Raw genomic sequence first — 14,827 nt, forward strand, 5'->3', positions numbered from 1 at the left:
CTACCAGCCTGTGTCTATCCATCAATGGCCCATAAAAACCATTGATAAATAGTGGTTATTTCTTGCTATCACCCTCTAAACGCATGAGAAGGCTCGAGGTGTCGCAGCGCCCACCGCCCATTTGTTGAACATCAGCATAAAATTGATCTACCAATGCAGTAACAGGCAGTCTTGCACCATTTTTTCGGGATTCATCTAGAACGATATTTAGATCTTTACGCATCCAATCAACAGCAAAACCAAAGTCAAATTCATTATCAATCATAGTTTGATGGCGATTAACCATCTGCCAAGATCCAGCAGCACCATGTTGAATTACATCGAAAATTTGTGCAGCATCCAAACCTGCAGCTTTGGCAAAGTGAACTCCTTCAGCTAAGCCTTGCACCAACCCAGCTATGCAAATCTGATTTACCATTTTCGCTAATTGCCCAGAGCCCGCCTCTCCAAGCAAACGCGTAGATTTTGCATAACAATCCATAACTGGCTCAACAATAGAAAAGTTAGCAGCATTACCGCCAACCATAATACTTAAAACGCCATTCTCCGCACCTGCCTGACCTCCTGATACAGGAGCATCGAAGAAGCCTACGCCTTGCTCTCCTGCCAGTTCCGACAGCTCTCGGGCAACTTCAGCAGATGCTGTAGTGTGATCCACCAAAATGGAACCCGCTTGCATTGTGCTTAACACACCCTGCTCGCCTGATGTCACAGCCCTTAAATCATCATCATTGCCAACACAGGTAAACACGATATCTGCCCCCTGAGCAGCCATTGCAGGCGTTAAAGCAAAACTGCCTTTATAGTCTTCAATCCATGCCTCTGATTTAGCAGTCGTGCGGTTATAAACCGTAACATCGTGACCTGCTTGCGCTAAATGCCCTGCCATCGGGTATCCCATGACACCCAAACCTATAAATGCAACTTTCATTCTTATTATCCCATCTAGATTGAACTGTTTTATTCTTTATAGGCTCAGAGTATAAAGGATGAAACAGCAAACACCATCTCGTACTTTTTAAATTGCTATTTTGCTATCATCCGCACTGTATCTATCGAGAGCAACATATGTCCTTCTTAAAATCAGCACTTATTTCCATTTTCCTTTTTGCCACTTCTGCCACTGCTGTAGCACAAAGCGAACTCTATAAGTTGAGCTTTCAAAACACAGATCACGAAACGGTTTCTTTAGCGAATTACAAAGGAAAAGTCGTTCTACTTAATTTCTGGGCAACTTGGTGTCCGCCTTGCATCAAAGAGATACCATCCATGCAGAGACTCCAGGAGCATTTTGCCGATCAAGACTTTGAGATTGTGGCGATCAATGCCGGTGAAGATTCTGTATCTGTTTCCAGTTTTTTAATGGAACTTGATACCGAATTAACGTTTACGATCTTACTTGATGAGAAAAATCGTTCTTTTAATGAATTTGGCATTAAAGGACTGCCGATGACATTATTGTTCGATAAAGAAGGAAAGCTGATTGATACAATTCTTGGCGGTAAAGAGTGGGACCACCCTGAATCAATTGCTTTAATTAGCCAGACATTAAAATAAACCATGGACCGATGATCCATGGCTTAAATAACTTATTCAGCCAATACTGCAGCTGCTGCTTGAGCTGCAACACCAATTTTAATTGGTGCATCCATCTCAGCAAGTGTGTTTTCTAGAGCGTCTAGGCACAACATAACATTGCGCTGAGTACATGCAGTACCCATCAAACCGATACGCCATACTTTACCAGCCAAAGCACCAAGGCCCGCACCGATCTCTAGATTGTAATTTTTCAGTAGCGCAGTACGCACAGCAGCATCATCAACGCCATCAGGAATGATGACAGAGTTAAGCTGTGGCAGGCGACAATCTTCATCAACTAGGAAACCGATACCCATTGCTTCAAGACCCGCACGTAGTGCCAAATGCAGCTTCTGATGACGAGCCCAAGCATTTTCAAGGCCCTCTTCCTCAAGCATTACAAGAGATTCATGCAGCGCATATAGAGAGTTCACAGGCGCTGTATGGTGATAAGCACGCTTTCCGCCACCACCCCAGTATCCCATTACAAGGTTCGTATCTAAGAACCAGCTAGGAACAGAGCTTGTACGGTTTTGGATAGCCTCAACTGCTTTCTGGCTAAAGCTCACTGGAGAGATACCAGGAGGACAGGAAAGGCACTTCTGAGTACCAGAGTAAATTGCATCAATACCCCAGCCATCAACGTCAACTTCTACACCACCAAGAGACGTTACCGCATCAACAATAGTAAGAGCGCCGTTAGCCTGAGCTAATTCACAAAGTGCTTTTGCATCAGAACGGACACCCGTAGATGTTTCCGCATCGACAAAAGCCAAAGCTTTAACATTTTCATTGTCTGCAAACGCAGCTTTAACCTTTTCAAGATCCACAGGCTGACCCCATTCATCTTGAACAAGAATGCATTCGCCACCAAAACGCTCTACATTCTCTTTCATACGACCGCCAAAAACACCGTTTTGGCAAACGATCACCTTATCACCCGGCTCAACCAAGTTAACAAAGCACGCTTCCATTCCTGCAGAACCAGGTGCAGACACAGGCATTGTTAATTCGTTATCAGTTTTGAAAAGGTTTTTCAGCATCACTTTGATTTCATCCATCATGCGGATAAATTCAGGATCAAGGTGACCGATTGTTGGGCGAGCCATCGCCGATAGAACTCGAGGGCTTACATCTGATGGTCCAGGGCCCATCAGGGTACGAACAGGTGGGTAAAAAGAGGTAGTCATTTAAGGCCCTTATAATTGCTACATGTTACAAAGGCCTTATTTGTATCAGTTGGAAGCCAACTCATCAATCATTGCGATGATCATTTCTGCAGAATGTTTAGCGGCAGTCACAAGAAATTGGTCGAATGACACGCCAGACTCTTTACCTGCGATGTCTGACAAAGCACGAATCACGATGAACGGTGTATTAAATTGATGACATGTTTGAGCAATCGCAGCAGCTTCCATCTCTACAGCTTTCATTTCAGGGAACAACTTGCGCTTGCGCTCTACTCGGTCAGGGTCGTTCATAAACTGATCGCCCGTACAGATCAATCCACGAGTCGTTTTCATGCCGTCCATGCGCTCAACACAACGTTCAGCGACCTTTGCCAAAGTCGCGTCTGGAGTAAATGCTGCAGGCTGACGTGGCACTTGGCCATATTCGTAGCCAAATACCGTTAAATCAACATCGTGATGACGAACTTCAGAAGAAATAACGATATCACCAACATTGAGCTCTGGATCATAACCACCAGCAGAGCCAGTATTGATAACACAATCAGGTTTAAATGCCTGAAGAAGAATGGTAGTTCCAATAGCCGCGTTGACTTTACCGATACCGGATTTAAGCAAAACGATATCGTGTCCATGTAACTTACCTGTAAAAAGTAAGTACCCAGCTATTTCATGATCTTCTCTCTCTTCCAGTGCAGCTTTTAACAGCTCCACCTCTTCATCCATTGCACCGATAATACCGATACGAATGTTGCCGTTTTTCTGAGAAAGTAGCGCGGAAATGCTTTGTTCTTGGGTCATCAATGTTTACCGTCTAAAAAGGCCGTAATTACCATCTTAATAATGCGCGATTAGATCATAGCTTTTATAAAAAACCTAGCCCCAATCCCCATGAATACTGGCTTATGACCGTTAAATTTCGCTCAAGCCTCAAATAAATAGATATTAATTGATTTAGTACAGGCTATTGCTAAGGCTCAGTTTTACCTATTGGGTACAATCCCGACCAACCAAAGCTGCTAAACAATTGATCGCAATATTCATCGACTGGTGCAGTTAGTTTTAGAGTTTGTTCTGTTACAGGGTGAATAAACTCCAGCTCAGTCGCCATTAGCATCAATCGCTGAAGATCGAATTCCTGCTTTAAAGCTTTGTTATGTTTATTGTCACCGTGTTTGGTATCACCCGCGATTGGATGAAAGATATGCTTCATATGACGACGGATTTGGTGCTTTCTTCCTGTTTCAGGCTTAACCTCCACCAGTGAATAGCGCGATTTGTCATACCGTCCTACTGGCATATCGATTTCAACGGCACCTAAGCGTTTATAATTAGAAACCGCTTCTTGGGGTTCTTTATCTTGATTTGCGTGCTTATCAGCTATTTTGTCTAGCTGTTCTTTCAGCGCGTAATCAATCACGTCCTGCTCCGGAGTGTAGCCACGACACATACAGAGATAAGTTTTACTAATCTTTCTTTCTGCAAAGATTAGATTCATTTGTTGCGCTATCTCTTTGTTTTTACCAAATAAAATAACCCCAGAGGTTGGTCGATCTAAACGATGAATGGTGTAAGGACTACCACCATCGAAATAGCTTTTCAGCATGGACGCTAAATTAGGTGTGCCACGAGGTGCAATCCAACTTGGGTGAACCAACAAACCAGAAGGCTTATTAACTGCAATTAAATGCTCGTCTTCAAAGAGAATATCAAGATCAGTCATAACAAAGGTCGTTTCAGTATGAGCGGGAGATTCTACCCCCCACTAAAACTATGTAAAGGGCTTGAAAAACCGACTAAAATACTTATATATAGAGAAACTTAATAGGGAAATCTTTTTCGAGGATATCATGCGTAACGTAAATACTTACGATGCTCGTTCCGAACAGTCCGTACTGCAGACGAACAAAGTCATTCGTAACACATACATGCTGCTAGCCATGACAATGGTTGTAAGCGCTATTTCTGCTGGCATCTCTATGATGCTTCAGATGCCGTTCTTTGTTTATATCGGCAGCTTTATTCTTAGTTTTGTAATGCTATTCATCTTAAACAAGAAGCAAAATAGCGCCGCTGCTATTCCTTTGGTTTTCTTGTTCACTGGAATGATGGGCTTTGGCCTTGGACCACTTATTAATAGCTATCTAGCTATGGCAAATGGTGGTCAGATCGTTACAACTGCACTGAGCATGACAGCCCTAACCTTCTTCGGTCTATCTGCTTACGTTCTAACAAGTAAGAAAGATTTCAGTTTCATGGGCGGCTTCTTGGCTGCTGGTATGATGGTTGCTCTGATTGCAATGGTTGCTTTGTTTGTACTGCCTTTATTTGGCGTACAGCTAGGCGCACTTCATTTAGCATTCTCTGCCCTTGTCGTGCTGCTAATGTGTGGCTTTATTCTTTACGACACTAGCAACATCGTTAACGGCACATACACTAACTACGTTATGGCGACTGTTAGCTTGTACCTGAACATTTACAACCTATTCGTACACTTACTAAGCCTTGTTGGCTTCCTAAGCGACGACTAAGTAGTTCGTAAATATATAAAAAGCCCCGCTTTCTTTGTTAAGATTGCGGGGCTTTTTAGTTATAGGCTTTAGCAATTCAATGAAATTCTCAATAGTTATTCAGGCCTCACCCTCAAGCAGTCAATCGGCTGCGACAGCATTACGTTATGCTAAAACACTCTTGCAGCAAGGCCATGAGCTGTATCGAGTGTTCTTTTATGCCGATGGCGTTAATCTCGCTAACTCTCTAATTGTCCCACCACAGGACGAAACCCATTTACCTAGAGAGTGGCAAGCCTTGGCAACCGAACACGATCTAGACCTTGTTGTCTGCATCGCTGCGGCAGTTAAGCGAGGCGTACTAGATGACAATGAAGCTAAGCGATATGAAAAACCGTGTGGAAACATTGCCAAAGGCTTTGAATTGTCCGGTCTTGGTCAACTAGCTGAAGCTATTGCCGTTTCAGATCGCGTCGTTACATTTGGGGCTTAATGATGAGTGATAAGAAATCAGTTTTAATCCTGAATCAACATGCGCCTTATGGCACAAGTTACTCACGTGACGCATTAGATGTTGCTTTAACCTGTTCTATTTTCGAGATGCCCGTCAGTTTGGCATTTTTAGGGGACGGCCTGTTCCAACTCCTTAAAAGCCACAACACTGAGCAAACAGGCCATAAAAATATTGAATCAATGCTTAGCGCACTGCCAATGTACGATATTGATCAGATATTTGTTTGCGCTGAAGATCTTGCAGCTAACGCGCTCTCAGAAACTGATCTAGGTTTGCCCGTTCAAATTATCTCTCAGAACGACCTAAGCAAACTACTTGATAGCCACGATACTGTATTGACGTTCTAATATGATTCTACATCTGCTAAATAAATCTCATAACAACACGCAACTTTTCAACAGAATGCTTGCGAGCGTTAAAGACAAAGACACCGTTCTAGTAATTGAAGACGGCGTCTATGCCGCGCTATCTGCCAATGCATCTCTTTTCTCTGACTTACCTGAGAGCTGTAAACTCTTTGCATTAGAGCCTGATGTAAGCGCACGCGGCCTAACTGATAAACTCAGCACTCGCTTTACACTGGCAACAGATGAGCAGTTTGTAGAACTAAGCTGCAAAATGAACAAAGTTGTTAGCTGGTTTTAATATGACTATCGAATTTGATGAAGAAGGCTATCTCAGAAACTTAGACGACTGGAATGAGACCGTTGCTCATTCAATAGCTGACTCAGAAGGTCTTACATTGACCCAAGATCATTGGGAGATCATCAATATTATTCGTGAGTTCTACGAACAATATCAGCTTTCTCCTGCAATGCGCCCTTTAGTGAAAGCGGTTTCACTAAAGCTAGGCAAAGACAAAGGGAAAAGTATCTATCTAATGAAGCTTTTCCCTGGCAGTCCTGCGAAATTGATTGCAAAAATTTCCGGCTTACCTAAACCTGATAACTGTCTATAGCGGTTAAATAAATTTACTCCATCCAGCTGAAATAATTACTTTTTTTGATCTGTACGGTTTAAACCGTAGCATTGCTAGTCTATGCTGTAACAAAACACTATCTCCCTACTTTTAAGCATTTTAAAGCTGTGGGATACTCGAAATATAAAAAAGCACTCTTTTTACCTTAAGAGTCCTTAGTTGTAGCAAACAGGATAGGTAGAACATTATGGGTCTAGAAGCAGCAGCTGAACACCTTAAATCGTTACAAGCTGAGCAAGCTTTGCACCAAGAAGCAAGTGATACTAAACGCAGCAATCAAGAAGAAGTCATCTATCACCAATGGGCAACCTTCAAGGTCGATAATGAGTTGTACGGCGTTGATGTAGTTCAGGTTAAAGAGGTACTTCGTTACAGCGAAATTACCCCAGTGCCTGGTTCAGACTATTTTATTCTGGGTATCATCAATCTGCGTGGTAATGTTGTAACTGTTATCGATACACGTCAGATGTTTGGCTTGAGCCCACACGAACCCGATGATGATACGCGCATTATCGTTGTTGAGTACAATGAGCAAGAAGTTGTTGGATTAGTGGTTGATAGCGTTGACGAAGTAATTAATCTTCCTCAGAACGATATCGATCGTGCGCCTAATGCTACTGGTGAAGAAACCACAAAACGTTTTGTTCAAGGCGTATGCTACTACAACAGCATTTTAATTATTCTGTTAGATCTCTTAAAGATGCTACAAAGCGTCACCCCAATGGAAACGACAGAAGAGTTCTAAGCCCGATAAAAATAAAAAAAGCTGCATTTGCAGCTTTTTTTGTGCCTGCAATATACCAAGGCTTAAAAGATAATCTAACCAATATGCACGGCTATTTGCCTGCTTGATGAACAATGACGATGCTCCCAGCAATATACACCCTGCCACGTCCCTAAGCTCAACTGACCATTTAGTACAGGAATGGATAAAGAGGGGCTCGTCAGAACACTTTTTATGTGGGCAGGCATATCATCATCGCCCTCTAGCGTATGGGTATACAGTGAATCGTGCTCAGGTACTAAACGATTCAACCAATTTTCTAAATCATGTTTGGCACTGGGATCGGCATTTTCCTGAATAATCAGGCTGGCACTTGTATGCTGTATCAGCAAAGTGCACAACCCTTCTGTCACATCACTCTGATCGAGCAACTGTTGCAATTGTCGTGTAAATTCAAAAAGCCCTTGGCGGCCTGTTTTGACTGTAAGTAGCTTTACCATAAAAAATGCCCCTTCAGATGAAGAGGCACTTTAACAGATTAATAATAGTTAAAACTACATTACTCTGTTTGTTGTCATGAATCTGTCTTCTTCATCTGGACCTGCATTATCAGCATACAGAGTCACTCCGGAACGCAAGCAGATAGATAGGTTCTGGTGAGAAGCTTCAGTTTCTTTAGGTAGCAAGTGGTCAACGATCTGCTTTTCGTCCAATAGCTCTTGCTCTGTTGCAGTAAGACGTTTGCGGCTGAAATCGTTTACATCGATATCATGAACGATTTGGTAACGGCCGTAGTTACAGCGCACTGGGAATGAATAGAAGATACCTTTTGCGATACCATAACTACCGTCACTCAGAATACCCATACTGATGATCTCACCTGGCTCTGTACCAAGCACCCAATCACGCATCTGATCAACAATCGCTTGTGCTGCAGATGCTGCACTAGAAAGGCCACGCGCTTCGATGATCTCACCACCACGCTTCTGCACTTTAGGGATGAACTCATCTCTGTACCAAGTAGTGTCGATCTGAGACATAGCAGGCTTACCTAGGATTGTTGCCTGATGAAGATCTGGATATTGAGTTGGAGAATGGTTACCCCAAATCATGATTCCACCAATATCACGCGTGGTAGCACCACAGTGGTTAGCTAGAATGCCTTTAGCGCGGTTGTGATCCAAACGAGTTAAACAAGTAAACTGCGATGGGCTTAAGTCCGGCGCATTTCGGCTAGCGATAAGTGCATTCGTATTTGCAGGGTTACCTGTAACAAGTACTTTAACGTCACGGTTAGCGAAATCATTTAGTGCTTTACCCTGACGAGCAAAAATAGCAGCGTTTTCTTCAAGTAGATCGCTACGCTCCATACCTGGACCACGTGGCTTGGCACCAACTAGTAATGCATAGTGAGCGTTTTTAAAACCATCTTCTACATTGTCATGCAGAGTGATGGTATGAAGAAGTGGGTATGCGCAATCCATCAATTCCATTGCGACACCACGAAGCGCATCCATCGCTTGCGGTAGTTCAATCAGCTGCAGAATTACAGGCTGATCCTTACCCATCATCTCACCAGCAGCAATCTTAAACAGCAAGCTGTAGCTAATAGCACCTGCGGCGCCGGTTACGGCTACTCGAACTGGACGTCTCATTGCTTTTTACCCCTAAATATTGGCAATAAAATCATTTAATACCAAAGTATATAGACTGTAAGCAATTATGTAAGTACTTCTCTAGTACTCAATATGAACTTTGAAAATAAACCGAAGAACTATTTTTTATAGGCCACGACTGGATTCAGAACGGAGAAACACACTGCTTTCTGAATTTAATGCACCGTCAATCATTGTAAGCAGCTTCTCTTTATCGCGCCCCAACACCCCTTTGAGCACAAGATAATTCGAGGCATGATCGCTCCTAAAAATAGTCTTGCCCAAATCAAGATGACTAATAAAGGTTTGCATCTCTTCGATCAACTGACGTTGGTTGCAGAACTCGAAATCATCACCAAACGACTTTACAAATTCAGCCTCACTTTCATGGAAAAACAACACCAAAGTCGCCAGGTAATCTGGTTGAACGGCATTGACCAATCGTGCCGAGTCAATCGCATGCTGGTGGGAGTATCTTGATCCGCCCATACCATTAATGATCATTACGGAAGATTTGATGCCGGCCGCTTTAATCTTAAGCAGAGCATCCTTGGTCGTCTCGAAGGTTTCACCCTTCTCAATCTTCTCAAGAATCTCATCATTACCGCTCTCAGCACCTACGTACAGAAGTGACAAGCCTAATTCACGTAACTCAGATAACTCTTCAACGGTGATATTTAGGAGATTACGAGGTAAGCAATATGCAGAAACTCTAGAAACGCTTGGAAGATACTCTTTGATGACCAGTAAGATCTCTTTCAAACGCTTAAATGACAAAGCCATTGCGTCGCCATCAGCGAGAAACACCTTTCTAACAGCGCCTAGCGCGGCACTACAACGAATGACTTCTTCAGTGATATCAGCAATAGATTTAGGGCGGAATTTTTTTTGTGGTGCACGATACATTTCACAGTACGTGCACTTGTTCCAACTACAGCCATTCGTTACCTGCAGGATAAGCGACTGAGCTTCACTTGGCGGCCTAAAAACAGGTTCGATGTAATTAATTGGAGGATATTGAAACATTCTGATCCGCCTTATTAAAAAGTCGGTAGAAATTATCGGTAGTTTGCTGAGCAACTACATCAATGGAGACACCCTTAAGATCCGCAATACACTGAGCTACTTCAACCACGTACTTAGGCTCATTTTTCTTACCACGATGCGGCACCGGTGCTAGATATGGCGCATCAGTCTCGATAAGGATTCGCTCTAAAGGTATCTCCTTAACTACATCACGTAACTCACTGGCATTGCGGAACGTAGTGATGCCAGAGAATGAAATATAGTAGTTCATATCTAAGGCAGCTTTAGCCATATCCAAGCTTTCTGTAAAACAGTGCAGCACTCCACCAGATTCTTGATTGCCATGAGCCTTAATCATATCCAGTGTATCTTGGCGCGCATCACGCGTATGAACAATAACAGGAAGCTTTAATTCGCCTGCAGAGACAAGATGAGTCTCAAAACTTTTCTGCTGAGCCTCTTTAGTATCTGTTTGATAGTAATAGTCCAGACCCGTTTCACCAATAGCGATAACTCTCGGCTGAGAGGCATGCTCAATTAGCTCCTGAACACTCACTTGCTCTTCAGCAGCGGATAAGGGATGAATCCCAACCGAAGCGAATACCTTTTCATACGGCTTAATAAGCTCATACATTGAAGGAAATTGCGACATTGCGATAGATACACAAAGCATCGCATCAACCTTACGGTCAAAGGCGGCCTGAAGCATATCAGAAAAATTATTATCGTACGGAGACAGGTCTAACCTGTCCAAATGACAGTGAGAATCGATGAACATAAATATTTAGATAGGAAGGATTTACACTACAGAGCGTTTGTTTTTTTCTCTGAGTTTAAAGTTCCTGCCAGATAGGTCTCTATTTTGTTTACTAGGGTAGTATCATCAGCGGAGAGTTGAATACCAATACCTGGTGTTCGACCACCTTGTGCGCCTTTTGGGGTAACCCAAATTACCTTCCCTGTAACCGGTATTTTGTCGCCTTCATCCATTAATTCAAGCAACATAAACACCTCTTCGCCTAGATGATAAGAGCGTAGAGTAGGAATAAATAATCCGCTATTAGTGATGTACGGTAAGTAAGCCTCGTATAGCTCTTCCTTTGTCTGAATATTCAAAGACAAAATGCCATGACTTAAACGTGGTACAGCAACCATATTGAACCTTTATCCTTAATTGAGCAGCGCAGCCCATTCCAATAGTATATTTTCTAACAATAACTGCTTATTAGGGTTTTGCCTATGCATTATTGCTCTGCGCTCTTCGTGTACTTTATCCGCTAATTTAAAGATTTTAACTGGGTTGGTTTTTTTAGCAACTGCATTCAGCATATTACGCGCATCATCCTGCCTTAATAACTCAGGACTTTGACATACCGAACCACGAGCAGCATCAGACAACAAACTGTAAAACCACCCTAGCAACATCTCTAAATCAAGCTTTTGCCAAGATTGAGCAACCTCAAGCGCTGTTCTTCTTTGTTTAAGTATATCCGCAAGTCCGCGAATTAGCTGTGCTCGATGCTCATTTAAGCCTTTTTCTATGTATGACAAGGCCTCTTTAGGTGCTCCACGATTGATATGCAGTATACTCTTAGCCTTCTCTGCATCAATCTCAGCAGCAGCCATCAACCAGTCAATCGCGTCTCCTTCAGAAGGATTATGGCACTCCACATGCTGACAACGGCTTTTAATGGTCGGCAACACCTGGCCCATTTTAGAAGTAACCAGCAGAATAATTGTGTCAGCCCCTGGCTCCTCTAGCATTTTCAAAAGCGCGTTGGCAGAAGCGATATTCATAGCATCGGCAGGATCAACAACCACTGCACGATAACCACCTTGCTGTGCGGTACTGTAAATGAATTCCCCTAATCCACGAACTTGATCAACCTTTAACTGCTTACCCTCTTCTTCTGGCGAGAGAATAAAGAGATCTGGGTGACTACCAGCAGCATTAAGGTCACATGACTTGCAATGACCGCATGCTCGACCCTGCACAGGACTTTGACATAGAAGAGATTGCGCAAACGCTGTTGCAAAAGCCGCTTTACCTATACCCGGCATGCCATGAATTAGCAATGCATGGGGCAAACGGTTTTGATCATGCAACTGACTTAGATGAGCAAATCGCTCATCAAACCATGGAAACGGCTTTAACAGTTCAGGCATTATCAGAACCCACAAACGTATTTACAGCATCTAAAATTTGCGCCTGTACTTCAGGAATACTCTTAGATGCATCAATTACACTAAAACGATTAGGCTCAGCTCCTGCTCTAGATAAGTACATGTTGCGAACTTTATGGAAGAAATCCAACTTTTCCTGTTCAAAGCGATCAGGCACACTTCTTTGCGAAGCACGTTGTAAGCCGATTTCTACATCTAAATCCAAAAGCAATGTCATATCAGGATGAAGACCATGCTGAACGATTCTCTCTAGCATCGCGATATGCTCAAGATCCACATCTCTTCCGCCACCTTGGTAAGCATAAGTCGCATCTGTAAATCGATCGCTTATAACCCAAGCTCCACGTTCAAGCGCAGGACGAATCACATTTTCGATATGCTGGGTACGCGCCGCAAACATCAGCAACAACTCGGTGTCTTCACTAACACGCTCATCACGAGGAGAAAGAAGTAGTTCACGTAACTCTTCTGCTAGCGGTGTCCCGCCTGGCTCACGGGTTAGAACAATTTCTATGCCGCGGTCACGTAGTAGCTGGCACAAATATTCAATATTTGTTGATTTACCAACCCCTTCAGTGCCTTCAACAGTGATAAAGCGACCTTCAACGCTTGTATTCATAATTTTGGGTCCTATGGCGAAGAGCGATAATCTTTACGACGCGTAAGCTGATAACGCCTAACTGCATTGTTATGCTCTTTCAAAGTCGCTGAAAAATAATGACTGCCATCGCCTTTAGCAACAAAATAAAGCGCTTTACCGTCTGCAGGATTAAGCGCTGCTTCAATGGCTTCCCTACCAACCATGGCGATAGGTGTAGGCGGTAGCGCCGGTATTACATAGGTGTTGTAAGGCGTTGGCTTTCTTAAATCTTTACGACGAATGTTGCCGTTGTAATCATCTCCCATACCGTAAATAACGGTCGGGTCAGTTTGCAGGCGCATGCGTTTATTCAATCTACGAACAAACACACCGGAAATAATCGGACGCTCATCTGCTCGCGCTGTTTCCTTTTCAACAATGGAAGCCATGATTAAAGCCTCATAAGATGACTTGTATGGCAGTTTGCTGTCGCGTTTTTGCCATTCATCTTCCAAAATCTTTTGCATCATAGCGTTAGAGCGCTTTAATACCGCCAGTGCTGAACCGTTCTTCTCGATACTGAACGTCTCCGCTAGAAACAAACCTTCTGGGTGTTTTTCAGAAACGCCGAGCTGCTTAAGAAGTTCTTCTGTACTTAAATGGCTAACATCGTCTTTAAGGTATTTATGCTCACTTATCGCGTGAATCATCTCTTTGAAATTACTGCCTTCAATGATCGTAAATCGATAATTTTTAGATACGCCCGATGTAATTACCTTTAGGAATTCAACCGGCGTCAAACCAGCTTTTAACTCATATTCACCGGCTTTAATCTGATTCGCCAGACCAGATTGTCGGCCGTAGATCTTGAAATAATGGTTATTAACCTCACCATAACTTCCTTTAAGATCTGCAACTACCCTATTGAAACTACCACCTTTTTTAACTTCAAAAAGAGTCTTCTCTTTAACGGGAAGTGATGCATTAAGGAAAGCATTGTAATCACTCCATAACCAATAAGCCCCTGCCGCACCCGACCCAATAAGGACAAATAAAACAGTTAATATTTTTTTCAACAACTCATTTCCTTAGATAGCAATAATTGCAGATCTCTGGTGATTGGGCCGACACTTAAAGGTTTGCCATCGATTGTTATAACCGGCCAAATACCGATCAGACTGTTACATATAAAAACTTCTTCTGCACTCTCAAGTACTATTTCAGGGTATACCCCTTCGATAACCTCAACTGATAGCTCGTTAGCTAATACGAGCAAGCGATCACGCATAACCCCTTTCACACCACTTAAATCTATTTTCGGTGTGTAGAGCACGCCGTCTTGGACCCAAAAAAGGTTACTCATGGTACCTTCAACAAGGTTACCTTCTAGATCGGATACAAAACCTTCAGCGATATCTGGATCAGACCACTCAGATCTTGCTAGAACCTGCTCTAGCCTATTTAGATGTTTGATCCCTGCCAAAACAGGATTAAGACCTAATCGCTGCTGACAGAGCCTTACAGAAACACCTTGTTCTCTTTGCTGAGAAAAATCAGATGAATCCGAAAGACTGATGATACGTGCAGGCACACAAGTGGCAGGAAGCTTATAGCCTCTTTCACCTAAACCCCGTGTCACTGTTAGCTTTAATGTTTGATTACCGGAGAAGCTTAAAGCTTGAATATCATTCTTTACGGCTTCTATTGTCCCTTCAGGGAATTTCAGGCGATCCAAGCCAATCTGTAAACGCTCCATATGCTGATCAAACAAGTGTGGCTTTCCATCGATCACAGCAACTGTTTCAAATAAACCATCACCGTAACTTAGACCGCGGTCATTTATAGATACCTGATCAGCTAAAACGCCATTAATCCAGTACTTAGTCATAA

Annotated in this window: 20 protein-coding genes; 7 read left to right on the top strand and 13 right to left on the bottom strand. The window is 43.0% G+C overall.

Features of this window, described 5'->3' with window-relative positions; genetic code table 11:
* Positions 1-55 precede the first annotated feature (55 nt).
* The gene (locus ACMXYO_RS08805) at positions 56-931 is read right to left on the bottom strand and encodes an NAD(P)-dependent oxidoreductase (protein WP_415884764.1); all 876 of its coding nucleotides are present in this window, start codon (positions 929-931) and stop codon (positions 56-58) included.
* 137 nt (positions 932-1,068) lie between these two features.
* Here ACMXYO_RS08805 and ACMXYO_RS08810 point away from each other — a divergent pair, with 137 nt between their 5' ends.
* Positions 1,069-1,557: a TlpA disulfide reductase family protein gene (locus ACMXYO_RS08810; RefSeq protein WP_415884766.1), complete on the top strand. Its 489-nt coding sequence runs from the start codon at positions 1,069-1,071 to the stop codon at positions 1,555-1,557.
* A 32-nt stretch (positions 1,558-1,589) separates the two neighbouring features.
* On the opposite strand, the gene ACMXYO_RS08815 is transcribed toward ACMXYO_RS08810, so the two are convergent.
* From ACMXYO_RS08815 to ACMXYO_RS08825, 3 genes are all read right to left on the bottom strand, one after another.
* Entirely contained in the window at positions 1,590-2,768 is a 1,179-nt protein-coding gene (locus ACMXYO_RS08815; RefSeq protein WP_415884768.1) for a pyridoxal-phosphate-dependent aminotransferase family protein, read from the bottom strand.
* Between the two features lie 45 nt (positions 2,769-2,813).
* Complete coding sequence (gene mtnN / locus ACMXYO_RS08820) at positions 2,814-3,566, bottom strand: 5'-methylthioadenosine/S-adenosylhomocysteine nucleosidase (RefSeq protein WP_415884770.1); 753 nt, start codon at positions 3,564-3,566, stop codon at positions 2,814-2,816.
* 169 nt (positions 3,567-3,735) lie between these two features.
* Positions 3,736-4,488, bottom strand: a complete 753-nt coding sequence (locus ACMXYO_RS08825) for a pseudouridine synthase (protein WP_415884771.1) — start codon at positions 4,486-4,488, stop codon at positions 3,736-3,738.
* A gap of 127 nt (positions 4,489-4,615) precedes the next feature.
* Between ACMXYO_RS08825 and ACMXYO_RS08830 the strand changes: the two genes are divergently transcribed.
* The 6 genes from ACMXYO_RS08830 to ACMXYO_RS08855 all read left to right on the top strand — a co-directional run bounded on the left by ACMXYO_RS08830 (position 4,616) and on the right by ACMXYO_RS08855 (position 7,513).
* Positions 4,616-5,296: a Bax inhibitor-1/YccA family protein gene (locus ACMXYO_RS08830; RefSeq protein ID WP_415884772.1), complete on the top strand. Its 681-nt coding sequence runs from the start codon at positions 4,616-4,618 to the stop codon at positions 5,294-5,296.
* A 79-nt stretch (positions 5,297-5,375) separates the two neighbouring features.
* Positions 5,376-5,768: a sulfurtransferase complex subunit TusD gene (tusD, locus tag ACMXYO_RS08835; RefSeq protein ID WP_415884773.1), complete on the top strand. Its 393-nt coding sequence runs from the start codon at positions 5,376-5,378 to the stop codon at positions 5,766-5,768.
* 2 nt (positions 5,769-5,770) lie between these two features.
* The gene (gene tusC, locus ACMXYO_RS08840; protein ID WP_415884774.1) at positions 5,771-6,136 is read left to right on the top strand and encodes a sulfurtransferase complex subunit TusC; all 366 of its coding nucleotides are present in this window, start codon (positions 5,771-5,773) and stop codon (positions 6,134-6,136) included.
* Between the two features lies 1 nt (position 6,137).
* Positions 6,138-6,434, top strand: a complete 297-nt coding sequence (gene tusB, locus ACMXYO_RS08845; RefSeq protein ID WP_415884776.1) for a sulfurtransferase complex subunit TusB — start codon at positions 6,138-6,140, stop codon at positions 6,432-6,434.
* Between the two features lies 1 nt (position 6,435).
* Positions 6,436-6,747 (top strand): TusE/DsrC/DsvC family sulfur relay protein, encoded by a 312-nt coding sequence (locus ACMXYO_RS08850; RefSeq protein WP_415884777.1) that lies wholly within the window; start codon positions 6,436-6,438, stop codon positions 6,745-6,747.
* A 208-nt stretch (positions 6,748-6,955) separates the two neighbouring features.
* Positions 6,956-7,513, top strand: a complete 558-nt coding sequence (locus ACMXYO_RS08855) for a chemotaxis protein CheW (RefSeq protein ID WP_415884602.1) — start codon at positions 6,956-6,958, stop codon at positions 7,511-7,513.
* Between the two features lie 74 nt (positions 7,514-7,587).
* Here the strand turns inward: ACMXYO_RS08855 and ACMXYO_RS08860 are convergent, their stop codons facing one another.
* From ACMXYO_RS08860 to pabC, 9 genes are all read right to left on the bottom strand, one after another.
* A complete protein-coding gene (locus ACMXYO_RS08860) occupies positions 7,588-7,992 on the bottom strand; it encodes a secondary thiamine-phosphate synthase enzyme YjbQ (protein WP_415884778.1) in 405 nt (134 codons plus the stop codon).
* Between the two features lie 54 nt (positions 7,993-8,046).
* Positions 8,047-9,147, bottom strand: coding sequence for a malate dehydrogenase (locus ACMXYO_RS08865; RefSeq protein WP_415884779.1), 1,101 nt, complete (start codon positions 9,145-9,147; stop codon positions 8,047-8,049).
* A 126-nt stretch (positions 9,148-9,273) separates the two neighbouring features.
* Positions 9,274-10,173 (bottom strand): radical SAM protein, encoded by a 900-nt coding sequence (locus ACMXYO_RS08870; RefSeq protein ID WP_415884780.1) that lies wholly within the window; start codon positions 10,171-10,173, stop codon positions 9,274-9,276.
* Complete coding sequence (locus ACMXYO_RS08875) at positions 10,151-10,951, bottom strand: TatD family hydrolase (protein ID WP_415884782.1); 801 nt, start codon at positions 10,949-10,951, stop codon at positions 10,151-10,153. Before ACMXYO_RS08875 ends, ACMXYO_RS08870 begins: the two co-directional genes overlap by 23 nt.
* Before the next feature lie 26 nt (positions 10,952-10,977).
* The gene (locus tag ACMXYO_RS08880) at positions 10,978-11,328 is read right to left on the bottom strand and encodes a PilZ domain-containing protein (RefSeq protein ID WP_415884783.1); all 351 of its coding nucleotides are present in this window, start codon (positions 11,326-11,328) and stop codon (positions 10,978-10,980) included.
* Between the two features lie 15 nt (positions 11,329-11,343).
* Positions 11,344-12,339: a DNA polymerase III subunit delta' gene (locus ACMXYO_RS08885; RefSeq protein ID WP_415884784.1), complete on the bottom strand. Its 996-nt coding sequence runs from the start codon at positions 12,337-12,339 to the stop codon at positions 11,344-11,346.
* A complete protein-coding gene (gene tmk, locus ACMXYO_RS08890) occupies positions 12,332-12,976 on the bottom strand; it encodes a dTMP kinase (RefSeq protein WP_415884786.1) in 645 nt (214 codons plus the stop codon). Before tmk ends, ACMXYO_RS08885 begins: the two co-directional genes overlap by 8 nt.
* A gap of 11 nt (positions 12,977-12,987) precedes the next feature.
* Positions 12,988-14,013, bottom strand: coding sequence for an endolytic transglycosylase MltG (mltG, locus tag ACMXYO_RS08895; protein WP_415884788.1), 1,026 nt, complete (start codon positions 14,011-14,013; stop codon positions 12,988-12,990).
* Complete coding sequence (gene pabC / locus ACMXYO_RS08900) at positions 14,010-14,825, bottom strand: aminodeoxychorismate lyase (RefSeq protein WP_415884790.1); 816 nt, start codon at positions 14,823-14,825, stop codon at positions 14,010-14,012. Before pabC ends, mltG begins: the two co-directional genes overlap by 4 nt.
* Positions 14,826-14,827: the final 2 nt, after the last annotated feature.

Origin of the sequence: Neptuniibacter sp. QD37_6, from assembly GCF_047778085.1 — a bacterium.
GTDB lineage: Bacteria > Pseudomonadota > Gammaproteobacteria > Pseudomonadales > Balneatricaceae > Neptuniibacter.